The sequence below is a fragment of the Arthrobacter sp. E70 genome (genome assembly GCF_058266945.1).
Map to the genome: position 1 here is coordinate 23729 of NZ_JBYQFR010000002.1, position 16960 is coordinate 40688.

Annotated in this window: 19 protein-coding genes and 1 tRNA gene; 11 read left to right on the forward strand and 9 right to left on the reverse strand. The window is 66.0% G+C overall.

The genetic code is table 11. The features are described from left to right. Complete coding sequence (locus AC3IMC_RS02085) at window positions 1-741, reverse strand: M50 family metallopeptidase (protein ID WP_490916797.1); 741 nt, start codon at window positions 739-741, stop codon at window positions 1-3. A gap of 127 nt (window positions 742-868) precedes the next feature. Beyond that, window positions 869-1171, reverse strand: a complete 303-nt coding sequence (locus AC3IMC_RS02090; RefSeq protein ID WP_221385062.1) for a DUF4193 domain-containing protein — start codon at window positions 1169-1171, stop codon at window positions 869-871. 204 nt (window positions 1172-1375) lie between these two features. Between AC3IMC_RS02090 and AC3IMC_RS02095 the strand changes: the two genes are divergently transcribed. The 3 genes from AC3IMC_RS02095 (at window position 1376) to AC3IMC_RS02105 (ending at window position 4053) form a co-directional block, all read left to right on the forward strand. Then, window positions 1376-2515, forward strand: coding sequence for a glycosyltransferase family 9 protein (locus AC3IMC_RS02095; RefSeq protein WP_490916798.1), 1140 nt, complete (start codon window positions 1376-1378; stop codon window positions 2513-2515). Next, window positions 2512-3483 (forward strand): glycosyltransferase family 9 protein, encoded by a 972-nt coding sequence (locus tag AC3IMC_RS02100; protein ID WP_490916799.1) that lies wholly within the window; start codon window positions 2512-2514, stop codon window positions 3481-3483. The genes AC3IMC_RS02095 and AC3IMC_RS02100 overlap by 4 nt, the downstream gene beginning before the upstream one ends. A 378-nt stretch (window positions 3484-3861) precedes the next feature. After that, complete coding sequence (locus tag AC3IMC_RS02105; protein ID WP_490916800.1) at window positions 3862-4053, forward strand: three-helix bundle dimerization domain-containing protein; 192 nt, start codon at window positions 3862-3864, stop codon at window positions 4051-4053. 30 nt (window positions 4054-4083) lie between these two features. Here the strand turns inward: AC3IMC_RS02105 and AC3IMC_RS02110 are convergent, their stop codons facing one another. The 4 genes from AC3IMC_RS02110 to AC3IMC_RS02125 form a co-directional block, all read right to left on the reverse strand. Next, window positions 4084-4482, reverse strand: a complete 399-nt coding sequence (locus AC3IMC_RS02110) for a DUF4440 domain-containing protein (protein ID WP_490916801.1) — start codon at window positions 4480-4482, stop codon at window positions 4084-4086. A gap of 46 nt (window positions 4483-4528) precedes the next feature. After that, window positions 4529-5551, reverse strand: a complete 1023-nt coding sequence (locus AC3IMC_RS02115) for an NADPH:quinone reductase (RefSeq protein ID WP_490916802.1) — start codon at window positions 5549-5551, stop codon at window positions 4529-4531. A gap of 526 nt (window positions 5552-6077) precedes the next feature. Then, complete coding sequence (locus AC3IMC_RS02120; protein WP_490916803.1) at window positions 6078-6233, reverse strand: hypothetical protein; 156 nt, start codon at window positions 6231-6233, stop codon at window positions 6078-6080. 187 nt (window positions 6234-6420) lie between these two features. Beyond that, window positions 6421-6503, reverse strand: a tRNA-Leu gene (locus AC3IMC_RS02125). A 167-nt stretch (window positions 6504-6670) separates the two neighbouring features. On the opposite strand from AC3IMC_RS02125, the gene AC3IMC_RS02130 reads away from it, so the two are divergent. Together AC3IMC_RS02130 and AC3IMC_RS02135 are read left to right on the forward strand one after the other, a co-directional pair. Beyond that, complete coding sequence (locus tag AC3IMC_RS02130) at window positions 6671-7975, forward strand: M20/M25/M40 family metallo-hydrolase (protein WP_490916804.1); 1305 nt, start codon at window positions 6671-6673, stop codon at window positions 7973-7975. Window positions 7976-7982: 7 nt separating this feature from the next. Beyond that, window positions 7983-9146 carry an acyl-CoA dehydrogenase family protein gene (locus AC3IMC_RS02135; RefSeq protein WP_490916805.1) on the forward strand — a complete coding sequence of 388 codons (1164 nt, stop codon included), beginning with the start codon at window positions 7983-7985 and terminating at the stop codon, window positions 9144-9146. A 24-nt stretch (window positions 9147-9170) separates the two neighbouring features. Here AC3IMC_RS02135 and AC3IMC_RS02140 read toward each other — a convergent pair whose 3' ends face one another. After that, window positions 9171-9404 (reverse strand): DUF5703 family protein, encoded by a 234-nt coding sequence (locus tag AC3IMC_RS02140; protein ID WP_490916806.1) that lies wholly within the window; start codon window positions 9402-9404, stop codon window positions 9171-9173. Window positions 9405-9444: 40 nt separating this feature from the next. Here AC3IMC_RS02140 and AC3IMC_RS02145 point away from each other — a divergent pair, with 40 nt between their 5' ends. Then, a complete protein-coding gene (locus tag AC3IMC_RS02145; RefSeq protein WP_056333876.1) occupies window positions 9445-9711 on the forward strand; it encodes a hypothetical protein in 267 nt (88 codons plus the stop codon). 24 nt (window positions 9712-9735) lie between these two features. Here the strand turns inward: AC3IMC_RS02145 and AC3IMC_RS02150 are convergent, their stop codons facing one another. Next, window positions 9736-10671 (reverse strand): aldo/keto reductase, encoded by a 936-nt coding sequence (locus tag AC3IMC_RS02150; protein ID WP_490916808.1) that lies wholly within the window; start codon window positions 10669-10671, stop codon window positions 9736-9738. A gap of 51 nt (window positions 10672-10722) precedes the next feature. On the opposite strand from AC3IMC_RS02150, the gene AC3IMC_RS02155 reads away from it, so the two are divergent. Continuing rightward, on the forward strand, window positions 10723-11556 hold the full coding sequence (locus AC3IMC_RS02155; protein WP_490916809.1) for an undecaprenyl-diphosphate phosphatase: 834 nt from the start codon (window positions 10723-10725) through the stop codon (window positions 11554-11556). A gap of 15 nt (window positions 11557-11571) precedes the next feature. Next, complete coding sequence (mshC, locus tag AC3IMC_RS02160) at window positions 11572-12849, forward strand: cysteine--1-D-myo-inosityl 2-amino-2-deoxy-alpha-D-glucopyranoside ligase (protein ID WP_490916810.1); 1278 nt, start codon at window positions 11572-11574, stop codon at window positions 12847-12849. A gap of 3 nt (window positions 12850-12852) precedes the next feature. On the opposite strand, the gene AC3IMC_RS02165 is transcribed toward mshC, so the two are convergent. After that, window positions 12853-13758 carry a PAC2 family protein gene (locus AC3IMC_RS02165; protein WP_221385049.1) on the reverse strand — a complete coding sequence of 302 codons (906 nt, stop codon included), beginning with the start codon at window positions 13756-13758 and terminating at the stop codon, window positions 12853-12855. A 151-nt stretch (window positions 13759-13909) separates the two neighbouring features. Between AC3IMC_RS02165 and AC3IMC_RS02170 the strand changes: the two genes are divergently transcribed. The 3 genes from AC3IMC_RS02170 to AC3IMC_RS02180 all read left to right on the forward strand — a co-directional run bounded on the left by AC3IMC_RS02170 (window position 13910) and on the right by AC3IMC_RS02180 (window position 16939). Beyond that, on the forward strand, window positions 13910-14620 hold the full coding sequence (locus AC3IMC_RS02170) for an HAD family hydrolase (protein ID WP_490916811.1): 711 nt from the start codon (window positions 13910-13912) through the stop codon (window positions 14618-14620). After that, window positions 14613-15779 carry a site-2 protease family protein gene (locus tag AC3IMC_RS02175; RefSeq protein WP_490916812.1) on the forward strand — a complete coding sequence of 389 codons (1167 nt, stop codon included), beginning with the start codon at window positions 14613-14615 and terminating at the stop codon, window positions 15777-15779. Before AC3IMC_RS02170 ends, AC3IMC_RS02175 begins: the two co-directional genes overlap by 8 nt. 95 nt (window positions 15780-15874) lie before the next feature. Then, window positions 15875-16939, forward strand: a complete 1065-nt coding sequence (locus tag AC3IMC_RS02180) for a tRNA (adenine-N1)-methyltransferase (protein ID WP_260323380.1) — start codon at window positions 15875-15877, stop codon at window positions 16937-16939. The last annotated feature ends 21 nt before the right edge of the window (window positions 16940-16960 follow it).

The window sequence follows — 16960 nt, forward strand, 5'->3', positions numbered from 1 at the left end:
CTATGCGCCTTTGAGCAGGATGGTTGAGACAGGCTGCCACGCCGCAAGCCACGCGCCGGCCACCAGGACGGCGAACACAACGATCCACATTGCGGACGGAACGGCGGTGGCGCGGTACAGCAGGTAGGCATCGGAACGTCCCAGGTGCTCACGGCGACGCACATGTACGTTCGCCAGCTTCAGGAGGTCCCGGACGGCGGCGACGAGCAGCGCAAGGCCGAGGCAGACCGCCACATGGCCCGCGAAAGCGGCAGGCACCAGGACGATGAGGGCCGCAATTCCGGCGATGGCGGCACCTGTGATCAGGAAAGCGGCGGCATTACGCAGGAACAGCAGTGACGCAGCCAGCGCCAGCGTGCTGGCCGCCAGGGCGGCCGGACCCCAGCCACTGGTGCCCGCCCAAACGAAGGCCGCGCCAACGATCGCGGGTACCGGATATCCCCAAAAGCAGGACCAGGCCGTTGCCAGCCGGCTGCGGCTGTAGGTTGTGGTGGTCCCGGAGTGGTCCAGCCGAAGCCGGATGCCTGAAAGCCGCTGGCCGGTAGACACTGCGGCGAAGGCGTGTCCCAGCTCATGGGTGGCCGTGGCCAGGAGGCCGAAGTAGCGCCATGAACGCCGGGGGATGGACAGCGCGATCGCTGCCGCAAGTGTCAGGAGCATCTCGGTCCACGTGATGTGCGGCACGGGTGCCTGCAGGAAAGCGCCCGTGAAGGTGTCCCAGAATCTGTCGGGGCTGGTCAACGCTGCCTCCCTGCGGCCGCTCGTCGTCGTAAATTTCCTGCCCACGCCAGGTACGCGCTGGGCGGGGCCTTAAAGCCGAAAGGCACGCCAGGGCGTGCCTACGGATGGAATTGCGGAAGCGTGTTGCTTAGCCTTCGCACTCGGTGCAGTAGCTGTGGCCGTCCTTCTGGCGGGCGATCTGTGACCGGTGCCGCACCAGGAAGCAGGAGTAGCAGGTGAACTCGTCTTCGGCCTGCGGAATGACCTGGACCACGAGTTCCTCGGCGACGAACTCACCGCCAGGGACCCCGGCGCTGTCCAGTCCGTCAGCTTCGTCAAGCTCCAACACAACGCTGCGTGCGTCGGGAGCATTGGCTGACTGGAGCTGCTCGAGGGAGTTGTCCTGCGATTCCTTGACGTCGGAGCGCAGTTCATCGTAATCGGTTGCCACTTTAGGTGCTTCTCTTTTCTTTGGTTCGCTTTCGGGTATGAAACGTACAGCATCAACCCCATATTCCCCAACAGGGGGCGTAGATCCGCCGCCTGTTGGGTAAAGGATCAGCAAGCAGCCAACAGGTTTGAGACCGCGTTCCGGCTGCATGGGCAACGAAGGGGCGGCGCAGGCCGTTCCCAACGACTAGGGAGGGGTCCGTACATGGAGCAACTCACGGCGGAGTTCGGTGGGGCCGCACAGGTTGGCATGGGCGTTGGTCCGGTTCTGGAGAAATTTCCGGACGTGTCCAGGATCGCCGTTCTGCGCGGCGGTGGGCTGGGTGACCTGATCTTCGCCATTCCGGCCATGGCGGCGCTTAAAGCGGCCTATCCCGGGGCGGAGCTCACCCTTCTGGGCACTCCCATCCACCAGGCGTTGCTGGACGCCGTCACGAGTCCGGTGGATGAGGTGCGGGTGTTGCCATTCGCCGAGGGTGTGCGTCCGGGGGAGGAGGACGCGGAGGAGCTCGAGGAGTTCTTTGCCGACATGCGGGGACGCAAATTTGACCTCGCGGTCCAGCTGCACGGTGGCGGCCGCTACTCAAACCCGTTCCTGTCGCGGCTGGGCGCACGCCATACGGTGGGCACCCGGACTGCCGATGCCGCAAGCCTGGAACGGACAATTCCATACCTCTATTACCAGCACGAGCCCTTGAGGGCCCTTGAGGTAGCCGGCTTCGCCGGCGCCTTCCCCGTTGACCTGGAAGCGCGGCTGGCCCCCGCGTACCGGGGAGCCTTGCAGGACAGAGGGGACGACGACGGGCGGCCCCTTGTGGTGCTTCACTCAGGGGCCACCGACCCACGGCGCCGGTGGCCGGCAGAGAAGTTCGCCGAGCTCGCGGGCGCATGCGCTGCGGACGGTTCACGGGTAGTGATCGTCGGGGACGGCAGCGAACAGGAACTGGCCGAACGGATCAGCGGACTTGCGTCCTCGTCCGCGGTGTCCTCGGTTGCCGGCGCCCTCGACATGACAGGCCTCGTGGCGCTGCTTGCCAGGGCCGATGCCGTCGTGGCGAATGACAGCGGTCCCCGGCACCTGGCACAGGCCTTGGGTGTTCCCACGGTCGGAATCTTCTGGGTGGGCAACGTCATTAATGCCGGAGCGCTCGGCAGGAGTCTGCACCGCATCCACGCTTCCTGGGTGACGGCCTGCCCTACGTGCGGCATTGACGTGACCCAGGTCGGGTGGACAGCTCCGCGCTGCTCCCACGATGAATCAGTGGTGGGAACCATCGGGGTTCAGGACGTTTATGAGGACGTGCGCAGCCTGACGGCCACCGGGTCCGCAACGGGGAAGGCATGAACGGCGGGGGAACTGCACAGGAGGCTGCCGATGGCTTCCTGCCTGACGGCAAGCCCGAGCTTCTGGTGCTTCGTGCCTTGAAGCTGGGAGACCTGTTGGTTGCCGTGCCGGCGTTGAAGGGTATCCGCCGCGCCTTTCCCGGGCACCGGCTGCGGTACGCGGCGCAGGGCTGGCTGTCCGAAGCACTCGGGCTGGTGGGCGGCTACGAGTTGCTGCCCACCCACGGCCTTGATGAACCGTTGGCGATGGAGCCGGGCGTGGTGGATGTTGCCGTCAACCTTCATGGCAGCGGACCGGAGAGCCAGGGGCGTATCGAAGCGCTGAAGGCACGCCAGGTGATTGGACACCGAAGCCTGCATCGTGAAGGGCCGCCGTGGCGGCCGGAACTGCATGAACGCGAACGGTGGGTCCGGCTCGTGGAATGGCATGGGGTGGAAGCCGATCCGCTGGACGTCCATTTGGACAAGCCCCATGTTTCAAGTCCCGTGCCCGGCGCGACAGTCCTCCACGTGGGCGCGGCCTACGGCAGCAGGCTGTGGCCCGCAGAGCGATTCGCCGCAGTAGCCGCAGCGCTCGCAGAAGCAGGGCATCAGGTGGTCTTCACTGGCGGCCATTCCGAGAAGGCCAGGGCTGAAGAGGTCTGCCGCCTCGCTGGACTGCCGTCGGATGCGGTACTGGCCGGAGTGCTGGGGCTGGGCGAATTCGCAGCCACGATTGCCTCCGCCCGCTTGGTGATCTCCGCTGATACCGGCGCCGCTCACCTGGCATCCGCCTACGGCACACCGTCTGTGGTGCTCTTTGGCCCCGCCCCACCGGAAATCTGGGGTCCGCCGCCGGGACCCCACATCGTGCTCACCCGGGCTGAACTACGGCGTGGTGACACGTTCGCCGCCCAGCCAGATCCGGCCCTGCTGGGTGTCCAGGTGCAGGACGTCATGGCAGCAGTCAGCGGGCTGGGGCTCCTTTAGGAATGTGGGCCAGCGCATCCTGAATGTGGTTCTGCCGGGGGTTGCAGGGCGCCGCCGAGGCCTAGAATGTGGTATGGGCACTGAGATGGCAATTGCCTTGGTGTTTGTGACGGCGTTCCTGTGGATGGCAGTAACGTTGACGATTTTGTCCGCCATTGACCGGCCGGAGCGAAAAGCGCGGCGGCAGGAACGGCGGGACATCCGGGACGCGCGGCGGATCGAATACCGGCCGGTGGCCGCTGGGACCCGCCCGCAGGGTCGGAACCGGCACTCCCGGACCCGAAGACTGCACCCTCACTGACGGCGTACCCCTTCTTACCTGCCCCGACTGCACAGTCAAGTCTTGACCGCGTCCGCCCGTGGGCTGACACTTTTTCGATGGGCGTGAGTGAAGAGTTGCGGGCGTTGGCGGAAGTGGTGGACCGGTTGTCGGCCAAGTTTCCCGGCTTAACCAGGGAACAGATCGAGGACGTCGTCCAGCAGGAGCACAGACTGCTGGACACGGGGAGGGTTCGAGCGTTCGTACCTGTCCTGGTCGAGCATGCGGCACGGGACCGGCTGGCGCGGTAAATCCGATAAGGCGCTGGCCGGAGGGCGCGCTCACTCGCCGACTGTGTCGCCGTGGCGGTGCGCCACCTTCCACCGGCCGTCTTCCCGGCGATAGACCTGCGTGGCCCGCAGGACGTAATTGCGGGGCACGCCGTCGACGGAAGCCGATGTATGTTCCAAACCGGCGGTGTAGGCCATGTCGCCTTGGACGTCGTAAGCCAACAGTTCAAACTCGTATGACGTGCAATCCGAAAATTGTTGCGCAAGGCTGGTGAACAAGGCGTCCAGTTCCCTTTGCCCGAAGGCATTTCGCCACGCGCCCAGGACACTGACGGGTTCGTTGCGGGACCAGAGGGCACGGCGTGGTCCGGCGTCCCCGTTGTGGAGAGCCAGTTCGGCGTCGTACAACGCAGTCCGTATCCAAGCCAGGAAATCATCGGAGTCAGTCACCGCTCCAGTATGCGCCGGACAGCGCCCTCATGTCGGCGGGCGCCCCTTAGGGGGTTGCGATGTCGATGAGCACCTTTCCGATCGTGCCCTGTTCGACGGCGTCATGGGCCGCAGCGGTCGACTCCAGCGGAAAGCGGGTCACCGGCAGTCCATGTTCCTCCCCGGCGCGGAGCGCGCCCGCCGCCAGGGCGTCCGCCACGGCGGCCACTGCGTGCTGTTTCTGCTCGTCCGTGACGGTGTAGGTCAGGATGAACTGGTACCGGACATTCTTTGTCATGCTTTCGCGGATCGGCACATTCAGTGATTCCCCGGGACTGGCGGCGTAGATGGAGATGGTCCCGCCGGGTTTGAGTACCTGCAGGTCGGCGGCGATGTTCGCCGGGGCGTTGACGTCCACGATGATGTCAACACCCTCCGTAGCTTCCGCGCGGACTGAGGCAACGACGTCGTCCGTCCTGTAGTTGATCACCATTGCCGCGCCGGCGCGGCGGGCGAGTTCACCCTTCCGGTCACCGCTGACAGTCGTGATGACTGTTGCGCCGGCCCAGCGGGCGAGCTGGATGGCGGCGTGCCCTACGGCGCCTGCGCCTCCGGTGACCAGCACCGTCCGGCCTGTCAGGGCTCCCGGGGACAGCCTGGACGGACCGTCCTCGTTGGACGTCAGTGCGCGGTGCGCCGTTAGCGCCGGTATCCCCAGGGAGGCGCCGGTGTCGAAGGACTCAGTGTCGGGAAGTGCCACGGCTTTATGGGCCGGGACGACGACGTACTCCTGGGCTGTGCCTTCCTGGCTGCCCCACGCAACATCCCAGAGCCAGACGCGGTCACCGGCGCTGAAGCCACTCACTCCGGGGCCTACTTCGTCGATCACGCCGGCCCCGTCCTGGTTGGGGACCTTGGGTGCGTCAAGCTTTTTGCTCCCGCTTCCGGCCCGGGATTTCCAGTCAGTGGGATTCACCCCGGACACCACCAGCCGGACCCGGACTTCGCCGTCCCCGGGGCTGGCGAGCGGCTTGTCCTGCAACTGCAGTACCGACGAAGGACCTGTCTCTGCGTACACGATCGCTTTCACTTCTGCTCCAATGTCCCGATTCGGCCTGGCGTACCGCACCAACCTATCGCTGTCCCCGGCCGTGGCAACGCCGCAGACACAATCGCGATGGCTGTGGGGCGACCCCTTCCTCGATCCACACGGCACAAAAAGTAGCCTGGCCCGCGTGCCACCAAGGTGGCCGGACCAGTACACCAAACCGTCTTAGCCGCTTCGGGTCGCTCGTTCGACCAGGACCTTCAGGTTTGCGAGCTCTTTGCCTGCTTCTGATCTGCTGAGGATGGCGAGCTCGACCAGCTTGCCAAGCAGGCCCAGCCCACGGGGCCAGTGCGTCACGGCCCACAGGCGCAGCAGGGTGCCATCGGCCCGAGTACACGCTCCAGACAACCGCCGGCCGGGCCTTAATCCATATCGAGTATTCGCGCATGCCCATGTGCTTACCTCACCGCCACCGGGTCCGTACCAATGATGAGGCCCATCGTATTGCCCTGCCGCTCGCCGTACATCACCACCCGCTCCGGACACGGAGCATCGCGCTTCTGCCGGGTCACCGCACCAACGTTTCACCTTTGGGCTCGGTGCGACCGATGTCATCCGGTGTCCGGCGCCGGGCTTTGGCCACGGCAACCAGCAAAGTCAGGATGGTGCCCAGCCAGGCCAGTCCGGCAAGGAGCACCAGGCCGATCGCCATAAAGGGATGCATGGCGAAAGCCTAGGACCATACTGGTGCAAGGTGGTGGAGCAACTCCGCAGCACCAGTACGCAAAAAAGGCGCTGCCCGTTCGCTGAGCGCGCCCTTCTTTGCCGGCCGTCCGGGTTCGCGTGGTGGGAAAACGTTCACGCGTGGTTGGAGACACAAAAAAACCCCGGTTTCCCGGGGTTTTTTCTTGTGCGCGGAGGGGGACTTGAACCCCCACCCCCTTTCGAGGACTAGCACCTCAAGCTAGCGCGTCTGCCATTCCGCCACCCGCGCAGGTGGTATTCGGGAGCCGTTCACACCTTTCAGTGTTTCGCGCCTCTCCGAAGCAGCGAGAAAAACTCTAACACGACTTTTCGTGAACAACGAATCGGCCCAACTCGGTAGGCTGAGGGCAGCGGTTCAGCCCGTTTTCCACCCGGTCCCAAGCGAGGAGCCTTCACATGCCTGACGTCCTGCCCGAGGATGAAGTAGTCCGGATCTGCCAGGAACTCATCCGGATCGACACCTCCAACTACGGTGACGGATCCGGACCGGGGGAGCGGGCTGCCGCCGAGTACGCCGCCGGGCTGATCGAAGAGGTGGGCCTTGACGCCGAGATCTTCGAGTCCGCCCCCGGCCGGGCCAACGTGGTTACCCGCATGGCCGGCGAGGACCCGTCCGCCAGCGCCCTCGTAGTGCACGGCCACTTGGACGTCGTTCCGGCCCTTCGCGACCAGTGGTCGGTCGACCCGTTCGGCGCCGAACTGAAGGACGGGCTCATCTGGGGCCGCGGCGCCGTCGACATGAAGGACATGGATGCCATGATCCTCTCGGTCCTGCGGGGCTTCGCACGGGAAGGCAGGAAGCCTAAACGCGACATCATCTTCGCGTTCTTCGCCGACGAGGAAGCCGGCGGCGTCTACGGCGCGCGGTACGCCGTGGACAACCGACCCGAACTGTTCGAGGGCGCCACCGAGGCCATCTCCGAAGTGGGCGGCTTCTCCGCCACCATCGGCGGCCAGCGCACGTACCTCCTGCAGACCGCCGAGAAGGGCATCTCCTGGCTCCGCCTCGTGGCCCACGGCCGGGCGGGCCACGGGTCCCAGATCAATACCGACAACGCGGTCACCCGGCTCGCCGGCGCCGTGACACGCATCGGCGAGTACAAGTGGCCCATCGAACTCACGCCCACCACCCGCCAGTTCCTGGATGGCGTGACCGAACTCACCGGGGTGGAGTTCGACGCCGACAACCCGGACCTCCTCCTCAACCAGCTTGGGACGGTGGCGCGCTTCGTCGGAGCCACCTTGCAGAACACCACCAATCCGACACTCCTCAAGGGCGGCTACAAGCACAACGTCATCCCGGAGTCGGCGGAGGCGCTGGTGGACTGCCGGACCCTGCCGGGCCAGGAACAGCAGGTCCTCGAAATCGTCCGCGAGCTTGCAGGCAACGGCGTCGACGTCAGCTACGTCCACAATGACGTCTCCCTTGAGGTCCCCTTCGCCGGCAACCTCGTGGACTCCATGATCGATGCCCTGCACAAGGAGGACCCCGGTGCGAAGGTCCTGCCCTACACCCTCTCCGGCGGTACGGACAACAAATCGCTGAGCCGCCTCGGAATCACCGGCTACGGCTTCGCGCCGCTAATGCTTCCGGACGAGCTGGACTTCACCGGCATGTTCCACGGCGTCGACGAACGGGTCCCCGCCGACTCCCTCAAGTTCGGCGCCAGGGTGCTCGACACCCTGCTGACCAACTACTGAGTCCCTGGTGACGACCCCAGAGCAGCTCCTGCCCGACACCCTCCTGGAGCGGATCCGCAGCCGCGCCGCGGGTTATGACCGCGACAACGCGTTCTTCCACGAGGACCTGCAGGAGCTTGCCGCCGCCGGGTACCTGAAGCTTTTCGTTCCAGCGTCCGACGGCGGCCCGGGCTTCGGGCTTGAAGCGGCGGCGCAGTGCCAGCGAAGGCTGGCAACGGCGGCGCCGGCCACCGCCCTGGCCGTCAACATGCACCTCGTCTGGACCGGCGTCGCGCACGTCCTGGCAGCCCGGGGCGACGACTCCCTGGACTTCGTCCTCCAGGAGGCCGCGCAGGGCGAGGTGTTCGCGTTCGGCAACTCCGAGGCGGGCAATGACGCGGTCCTCTTCGACTCCCGGACGTTTGCCGAACGTGATGCGGACGGCGGATACACGTTCACCGGGACGAAGATCTTCACCAGCCTTTCCCCGGCGTGGACACGGCTGGGGATCTTCGGCAAGGACCAGCACGCGCGGAACGGCGCCGGGGAACTGGTCCACGGCTTCATCACCCGCCAGACCCCCGGGTACCGCATCCTCGACGACTGGGACACCCTGGGGATGCGCGCCAGCCAGTCCGCCACCACCGTCCTGGACGGCGTACACGTGCCGGCTGACAGGATTTTCCGCAAGCTCGCCGTCGGGCCACATCCGGACCCGCTGGTCTTCGCGATCTTCGCCTGCTTCGAAACCCTGCTCGCCGCCGTCTACACAGGCCTGGGCGAACGCGCACTGGCCGTAGGAGTGGAGACGGTAAAACGCCGCACCTCCTTCAAGAACGGCGGACGAAGCTACGCGCAGGATCCGGACATCCGCTGGAAGGTGGCAGAGGCCGCCATGGCCATGGATAACCTGTACCCGCAGCTGAAGACCGTGGCCGCCGACGTCGACGCCCTGGCGGATCACGGGGCGCAATGGTTCCCGAAGTTGGTGGGCCTGAAGGTGAACGCGACGGAGACGGCTCGTCGCGTGGTGGACCTGGCCATCCGCGTCAGCGGGGGTTCGAGCTACTTTCGGGGGTCGGAACTTGAGCGGCTGTACCGGGACGTGCTCGCCGGGATGTTCCACCCGTCCGACGACGAATCAGCCCACAACACTGTGGCCAACGCCTGGCTCGGGCCGCTGGAAGACTAGGCGGTCCGCTGAAATGCTTGGTGCCTAGACGGTCCGCTGAACCTGCAGCACCCGGCGGCGGAGCCAGAAGCGCCGCCCGCCCCCAACGTAAAGCTTGCTGCGTTCAAGCTCCCACTTGCCGTATTCGGAGTGTTCCACCAGGCGGCGGCGCGCTTCAGGCAGGGAATCATCGGCGCTCACGGTCAGTACGAGGTACTCGTACTGCCTGGCGTAGTCCCGTTCCCGCTGGACCGAGCTGGTGAGAAATTGTTCCTTCATTTGCTCTCCATTTTCGTCCTTTTCCGGCTAACGTGAAGTCATGAGCATCGATCCGCGTGTCGCGCTTTCGTCCCTGACCACCGCTTTGGAAGAACACCTTATAGCAGCATCGAACCGCCGCGGTGACGGTGACCCCTCAGTCGAGTCGGCTTTTTTCGCCGTCGCCGACGCCTTTGAAGTCTACGAAGACGCACTCTACGAGGCCTACAACGAAGTGACCCCGTTGCAGGTCTTTGACGACGAAGACGAAGAGGACGAGGAAGCCGACGTGGACGAGGACGAGGACCTCGAGATCGTCGAAGAATAGCGGTAAGCGCCAGCCTCGGAAGGCCTAGCAGGGGGCCGAAACATCCTCCAGGGCGCGGGCTATCTGGGGCGGCAGCGGCGTCAGCTGCGCATCCAGCAGTTCCTTCAACTGCACGGGCGTGCGCGGGCCCACAATCGCGGTAGCGACATTGTGCTGCGACAGCAGCCAGGCCAGCGCGACGTCCTGCGGGGTGCGGCCCAGGCCGTTGGCCGCCATGCAGACGGCGTCCACAATGCGGGAAGGCTTCTCGCCAAGATATTCCTCAACATACGCTGCCTCAGTTCCGGAAGCGCCGCGGGAGCCGGCGGGAATGCCGCCACGGTATTTCCCGGTAAGGACCCCGCGGCCAAGCGGGCCCCAGGCCATCAGGCCCAGGCCGGCGTCCTCAAGGGCCGGAATCAGTTCGGCCTCCGCACGGCGTTCAAGGAATGAGTATTCCGTCTGGGCTGCCACCAGCGGCAGGCTGCTGACGGCCGCTGCCTTGGCCGCCTGCCAGCCCCTGAAATTGGAGATGCCGGCGTAGCGCGCGCGCCCGGTCCGGACGGCAAACTCCAGTGCGGACAACGTTTCCTCCAGCGGCACATTGGCGTCCCAGGCCTCCGCGAACCACACATCAACATAGTCCGTGCCCAGCCGCGCCAGGCTCGCGTCCAGGCCGGTGAGCATCGCATTACGCGACGCGTCCACCGCCCGCCGGCCGTCCGGCGTCGTCATTCCCGCCTTGGTGGAGATGGAAACCTCCGTCCGGGACACCACGTCACCCAGGAGAGACCCGATGACAGCCTCAGAACCGCCGCCCGCATAGGACGCGGAAGTGTCCACGTGGCGCCCGCCGGCATCAAGGAAGGTACGCAGCAGTTCGGAGGCGTCCTGTTCGTCGGTTTCTCCGCCCCAGGACCGGGTGCCCAGGGAGAGGGCCGAGACTCGCAATCCACTGTTGCCGACGTAGCGCTGCTGCATAGCAGCTAGCTTACGGGCAGAACGACCGCTGCCATGCCGTAGGGTCTTAGCGTGAACTGGTTTGAAGCGGCCCTGCTGGGCCTAGTGCAGGGACTGACCGAATTTCTACCTATTTCATCAAGCGCACACCTGCGGATCGTGGGAGAGTTCCTCCCCAACGCCGAGGACCCTGGAGCCGCATTCACGGCCATCACCCAGCTCGGCACCGAGACCGCAGTGCTGATCTTCTTTTGGCGGGACATCGTCCGGATCGTGAAGGCATGGGCCGGATCGCTGACGGGGAAAGTGTCGCGGCAGGATCCCAACGCCCGCATGGGGTGGCTGGTCATCCTCGGCAGCCTCCCCATCATCGTCCTGGGGCTGCTTTTCCAGGACCAGATCGAATCAGTCCTCCGCAGCATGTGGCTCGTTGCCACCATGCTGATCGTTTTCGGCCTCGTCCTCGCCGTGGCAGACGCGGTGGGCTCGCAGGAGCGTGACCTCAGCCGGCTGACCTACAAGCACGGCATCCTCTATGGCCTGGCGCAGGCCATGGCGCTGATTCCGGGCGTTTCCCGCTCCGGCGGCACCATCACCGCGGGCCTGCTGATGGGCTACACACGCGAGGCCGCCGCCCGGTACTCTTTCCTGCTGGCCATTCCCGCCGTTTTCGGCAGCGGGCTCTACCAGCTCTACAAAGTGGTGACCAAAGAAGGCATCACCGGCCCGTTCGGGTTGCCGGAAACGGCGCTGGCCACCGTGATCGCACTGGTGGTGGGCTACGTCATCATCGGCTGGTTCCTGAAGTTCGTGTCCACCAGGAGCTACCGGCTCTTCGTCTGGTACCGCATCTTCCTGGGCCTTGCCTTGTACCTCCTGCTCGGTTTCGGCGTCATCAGCGCCTAGGACTAGGCTTGGTCTGTGAAATCCTGGACGACCCGCCCCGTACCTGACCTGCCCGGAAACATGCCCGCCCTTCGGCTGTTCGATACCGCCGCAGGCCGCGAGGTGGCGCTGGAGTCCGAAGCAAGGCCGTCCATGTACGTCTGCGGCATCACTCCCTACGACGCCACCCACATGGGGCACGCAGCCAGCTACGTGGCGTTCGACCTTCTTAACCGTGCGTGGCGGGACGCCGGCGGCGAGGTGTCCTACGTCCAGAACGTCACCGACGTTGACGATCCCCTCCTGGAGCGCGCCACGGCCACGGGCGTCGACTGGCGTGAGCTCGCGGCGGAACAGGTGGAGCTTTTCCAGACGGACATGGAAGCGCTGAACGTCCTGGCACCGGACCACTACGTGGGTGCTGTCGAATCAATCGGACTGATCGTTCCCGAGGTCGAGCGGCTGGTCAGCATGGGCTTGGCGTACACGGTACCGGGTGCCAACGGCGAGCCCGACGGAGACGTCTATTACGACGTCGAGGCGGCCGGGAAGCAGTCGACCGCTCCCGGCGCCTGGACCCTGGGCTCCATTTCCCACCTCGCCGAGGCCCAGATGCTGGAGCTGTTCGCCGAGCGCGGCGGCGACCCCGGACGCGCCGGCAAGCGGCAGGCACTGGACCCCCTGCTGTGGCGGGTTGCCCGCGAAGGTGAACCCAGCTGGCCCGGCGGAAGCCTGGGTGCCGGCCGGCCAGGCTGGCACATCGAATGCACCGTCATCGCCCAGAAGTACCTGCCCTCGCCGTTCACGGTGCAGGGCGGCGGCTCCGACCTCATCTTCCCGCACCACGAGATGGGAGCCGGGCATGCCTTCTCCCTGGCCGGGGTGCCGCTGGCCAAGCACTACGCCCACGCGGGCATGGTGGGGCTGGACGGCGAGAAGATGAGCAAGTCCAAGGGAAACCTGGTGCTGGTCTCAAAGCTGCGGGCGGCAGGGGAGGACCCTGCGGCCATCCGCCTGGCCATCCTCGCCCACCACTACCGCTTGGACTGGTCATGGACGGAGGAAGGCTTCGCGGCAGCAAAGGCAGACCTGGCGGCTTGGCGGCAGGCACTTGGCCACGCCCCGGCCGGGTCCGGCGCCGCCTTGCTGGGCGGGATGCGTGAGGCTCTTGCCGCAGACCTTAACGCCCCTGCTGCGGTGGCCGCCATCTCGCGCTGGGCGCGCGAGGCAAATTCCGACGGCGGTCCGGCCAGTCCACCGGACCAGGAACTCGTGCGGAACGCAGTGGACGCCCTGCTGGGGATCCGACTCTAAGCGTCAGGGCCGGTCCTGGCCCCGCCGCTTAAGGTACCGCTCGAATTCGCGGGCAATCGACTCGCCGCTGGCTTCCGGCAGGTCGGCGGTGTCCTTGGCCTCTTCCAGCTGCCGGACGTACGCGGCGATCTCCGGATCCTCGGTGGCCAGTTCATCCACACCGCGCTCCCACGCGTCCGCTTCCTCTGCCAGTTCATGCGTATCCAGCGGCACCTGCAGCAACTCTTCAATCCGGTGCAGGAGGGCCAGCTGGGCCTTGGGGGAGGGGGCCTGCGCAACGTAGTGCGGAACAGCCGCCCACAGCGAGACCGTGGGAATCCCTGCCAGCAGCGCCACTTCGGAAAGCACGCCCACGATCCCCACAGGACCTTCGTACTGTGAGGCCTCCAGGTTCATCCGCTCCCGCAGCTGGGCATCATCGGAGGACGTGCTTACCGGAATGGGACGGCTGTGCGGAACGTCCGCAAGGAGGGCCCCCACCAACACCACGTAATCGACGTTCAGCGCCTCGGCATGGACCAGGAGTTCCGCGGTGTACGCGCGCCATTTATAGGACGGCTCCGTGCCCTGCACGAAGATGACGTCCACATTGGAGTTTGGCGCACTGGCCTTGTAGATCCGGGTGGAGGGCCATTTGATCTTGCGCTCCCCGGCAGCGTTCCGCCGGACCGTGGGACGCGTGAACTGGAAGTCGTAGTACTCATCGGCGTCAATGGACGCGACCTTCTTGCCGCCCCACAGCTTATTCAGGTAACGCAGCGAATCGCTGGCCGCTTCTCCGGCGTCGTTCCACCCTTCAAAAGCGGCAAGCATCACAGTTACGCGCTGTCCGTCAGCCACTGGCTGCAGGAACCGTTCCCGCTCGGGTCCGGCACCCTGTTCGGCGGTGTCTCCCTCGAAGCTATTCATTTCTTCACCCTACGTCCAAGGAGCGCACTCGTGCAGGGAATGAAGCGCCGCAAATCCCCGGAAGACGATGCAAGAGCCACATTGCCGGGGCCGGCTTCGCCAAGGGCGTACCATGCAGCCCCCGCCCAGGCGGCCCCCGTAGACTGAAGGCATGCGACTGCCAGCCCCCGAAAGCCCGCTCAAAGCCGTCCTCTGGGACATGGACGGAACGATTGTGGACACCGAGCCCTACTGGATCGCAGCAGAGCATGCTCTGGTGGAGGCCCACGGGGGAACCTGGTCCCACGAGCAGGCCATGCAGCTGGTGGGGCAGTCATTGACGTTTTCAGCGGGCCTGCTGCAACAGGCGGGTGTCAAGCTTGAAATCCGGGAGATCATCGACTCGCTCACTGCCGAGGTGATCAGCAGCGTCAGGCAGCAGGTCCCGTGGCGGCCCGGTGCCCGGGAACTCCTGGAGGAGCTGCATCAGGCAGGGGTACGGTGCGCCCTCGTCACGATGTCGGAGGGGCCACTGGCACGGCAGGTGGTGGACAGCCTTCCACGCCCCTACTTCGAGATCCTGGTTACCGGTGACACCGTTGCCCGCGGCAAGCCGCACCCGGAAGCGTACCTCACCGCCGTGGAGTTGCTGCAGGAACGGGACCCGGAGCTCGGGATCCATCACTGCGTGGCACTGGAAGACTCCGTGCCCGGGGTGGCCGCGGCTGTTGCTTCCGGCGTAGCCACCGTGGCGGTTCCGCACATCGTGCCGTTGCCTGACGACGGCAGCTATGCGCTCTGGGAATCCCTCGCCGGCCGGTCGCTTGCCGAGCTTGAGGCCCTGCTGGAACCTGCCCCCGCTGCGGGTTATCCCCGTGGCTGAGCCTGCGGGGCCGGGCCGCCGCGAAGGCATCCCGCTGGGACGCATCGCCGGCGTTCCCGTGGTGCTCGCCTACTCCTGGTTCGTTATAGCCGCCTTCACGGTTATTGCCTACGGTCCGGTCCTGGCGCGGAACAACCCGGCACTGGGTGCCAGTGCCTACCTGGTCGCCTTCGCCTACGCCGTGCTGCTCCTGATCTCCGTCCTGGTCCACGAGCTGGCGCACGCGCTGACCGCAAAGATCTACGGCTGGCCTACCCAGAAGATCGTCCTCAACCTTTGGGGCGGACACACCCAGTTCGAAAGCTTCACGGCGTCCCCCGGCAGGTCCGTCCTGGTGGCACTGGCAGGGCCCGCCGCCAACTTCGTGCTTGCCGGTGGCGCCTGGCTCGTGCTTGCCACGTTCAGCTTGGGAAGTATCGCCGAGATCCTGACCAACATTTTCATGTGGGCCAACTTCCTCATCGGTATCTTCAATGTGCTGCCCGGCCTGCCGCTCGACGGCGGCCGCCTGGTCGAGTCCATTGTCTGGAAAGCCACCGGAAGCCAGGCGAAGGGCACGGTCGCCGCGGGTTGGGGTGGCCGCATCATTGTCCTGGCCATCGCGGCCTGGTTCATTCTCCGGCCGCTCGTGGCCGGGGACGAACCGGACCTCAGCCTCCTTATGATCACGGTACTGGTGGGCAGTTTCCTGTGGATGGGCGCGTCAGCGGCCATCCAGCAGGGGACCCTGCGGGCGCGGCTTCCGCTGGTGAGTGCCGCGGCGCTGTCGACGCCGGCCGCCGGGCTTCCTGCCACGGCGACGGTCCAGGACGCCCTCGCTCTGGGGGCCGCGGCAGGAACCTCCGTCGTGGTGTGCGGGCCGGACGGCCGGCCGCAGGGCGTGGTGGACCCTGCTGCGCTGGCCTCGGTCCCGGAAGCAGCCGCGGCCTCGACCCCGGTGACGGCGGTTTCCTTCCCGCTTGCCCCCGGAGCCTACGTGCCGGAATGGTCCAAAGGCCAGGAGCTGATCCAGTTCCTGTCGCAGCTCGAAGGGCGCCACTACGCCGTCGTTGACCACAATGGCATGGTGACCGGTTTGCTGACCCAGGAGGCCGTCCTTGCGGCCATGACTGGAAAACGTCCGCCGAACGATAGGTACCCGCAGGGCCAGAACCGGTAGAGTTACCTGCCGGTCATGCATTGCCGCCGGGAACCACGACGTCCAAGGACCCAGTGGCCGCGGCACCACAGGTTTACAAGAGCGAGGAAGACATCATGAGCAGCGAAACCGCCGTCAACGACGCCCAGGGAGCAGCACCAACCCATGCTGCCGCCAGCGGCTCGCAGCCGGTGGGTGCTGCCCGTCGCCGCGGCCCCTTCCGGGAAGGCGAACGCGTCCAGTTGACCGACGAGCGGGGACGGATGAACACCATCACCCTCGAACGCGGCGGCGCCTTCCACACCCACCGCGGCTTCCTGAACCATGACGAAATCATCGGCAAGGTGGACGGCTCCGTGGTCGTGAACAATGTGGGCCAGCAGTACCAGACCCTGCGCCCGCTGCTCTCCGACTTCGTCCTCTCCATGCCGCGCGGGGCCGCCGTCGTCTATCCCAAGGATGCCGGCCAGATCGTCACCATGGCTGACATCTTCCCCGGGGCACGCGTAGTGGAGGCGGGCGTCGGCTCAGGCGCTCTGTCCATTTCCCTGCTCCGCGCCGTCGGCGACAACGGCTACCTGCATTCGTTTGAACGCCGCGAGGAGTTCGCGGACATCGCCCGTGGAAACGTCGAGACCATCTTCGGCGGACCGCACCCGGCATGGCAGGTTTCCCTCGGGGACTTCCAGGAGGAAGTGGTCAAGGCCGAGGCGCCCGGCTCCGTGGACCGTGTGGTCCTGGACATGCTGGCACCCTGGGAGTGCCTGGACGCCGTCGCCACAGTCCTGGCACCGGGCGGTGTCTGGATCAACTATGTGGCCACGGTGACCCAGCTTTCCCGCACCGCGGAAGCCATCCGTGCCGACGGCCGCTTCACCGAACCGGATGCCTGGGAATCGCTGGTCCGCGGCTGGCACCTCGAGGGCCTTGCCGTCCGCCCCGACCACCGGATGGTGGCCCACACAGGATTCCTGCTGGTCACCCGGCGGCTCGCCGACGGCGTCACCGGCATTTCGGTCAAGCGCCGCCCCTCCAAGACCGAATTCAACGAAGACGACGTGAATGCCTGGACTCCCGGCGCCGTAGGGGAGCGGGCTGTGTCAGACAAGAAGCTCCGCCGTGCCGCCCGCGACGCGATCGCGGGGACGAACGTCGTTGACACCCCCGAGGTCACGAACTAGTCCAGATTTCGAGAGTCTCCA

Bases quoted from the DNA above. Each gene is read 5' to 3' on its own strand.
- AC3IMC_RS02095 (WP_490916798.1), top strand. From the start codon at position 1,376: ATGGAGCAACTCACGGCGGAGTTCGGTGGGGCCGCACAGGTTGGCATG.
- AC3IMC_RS02100 (WP_490916799.1), top strand. From the start codon at position 2,512: ATGAACGGCGGGGGAACTGCACAGGAGGCTGCCGATGGCTTCCTGCCT.
- AC3IMC_RS02105 (WP_490916800.1), top strand. From the start codon at position 3,862: ATGGGCGTGAGTGAAGAGTTGCGGGCGTTGGCGGAAGTGGTGGACCGG.
- AC3IMC_RS02120 (WP_490916803.1), bottom strand. From the start codon at position 6,233: ATGCATCCCTTTATGGCGATCGGCCTGGTGCTCCTTGCCGGACTGGCC.
- AC3IMC_RS02130 (WP_490916804.1), top strand. From the start codon at position 6,671: ATGCCTGACGTCCTGCCCGAGGATGAAGTAGTCCGGATCTGCCAGGAA.
- AC3IMC_RS02140 (WP_490916806.1), bottom strand. From the start codon at position 9,404: ATGAAGGAACAATTTCTCACCAGCTCGGTCCAGCGGGAACGGGACTAC.
- AC3IMC_RS02145 (WP_056333876.1), top strand. From the start codon at position 9,445: ATGAGCATCGATCCGCGTGTCGCGCTTTCGTCCCTGACCACCGCTTTG.
- AC3IMC_RS02150 (WP_490916808.1), bottom strand. From the start codon at position 10,671: ATGCAGCAGCGCTACGTCGGCAACAGTGGATTGCGAGTCTCGGCCCTC.
- AC3IMC_RS02165 (WP_221385049.1), bottom strand. From the start codon at position 13,758: ATGAATAGCTTCGAGGGAGACACCGCCGAACAGGGTGCCGGACCCGAG.
- AC3IMC_RS02170 (WP_490916811.1), top strand. From the start codon at position 13,910: ATGCGACTGCCAGCCCCCGAAAGCCCGCTCAAAGCCGTCCTCTGGGAC.
- AC3IMC_RS02180 (WP_260323380.1), top strand. From the start codon at position 15,875: ATGAGCAGCGAAACCGCCGTCAACGACGCCCAGGGAGCAGCACCAACC.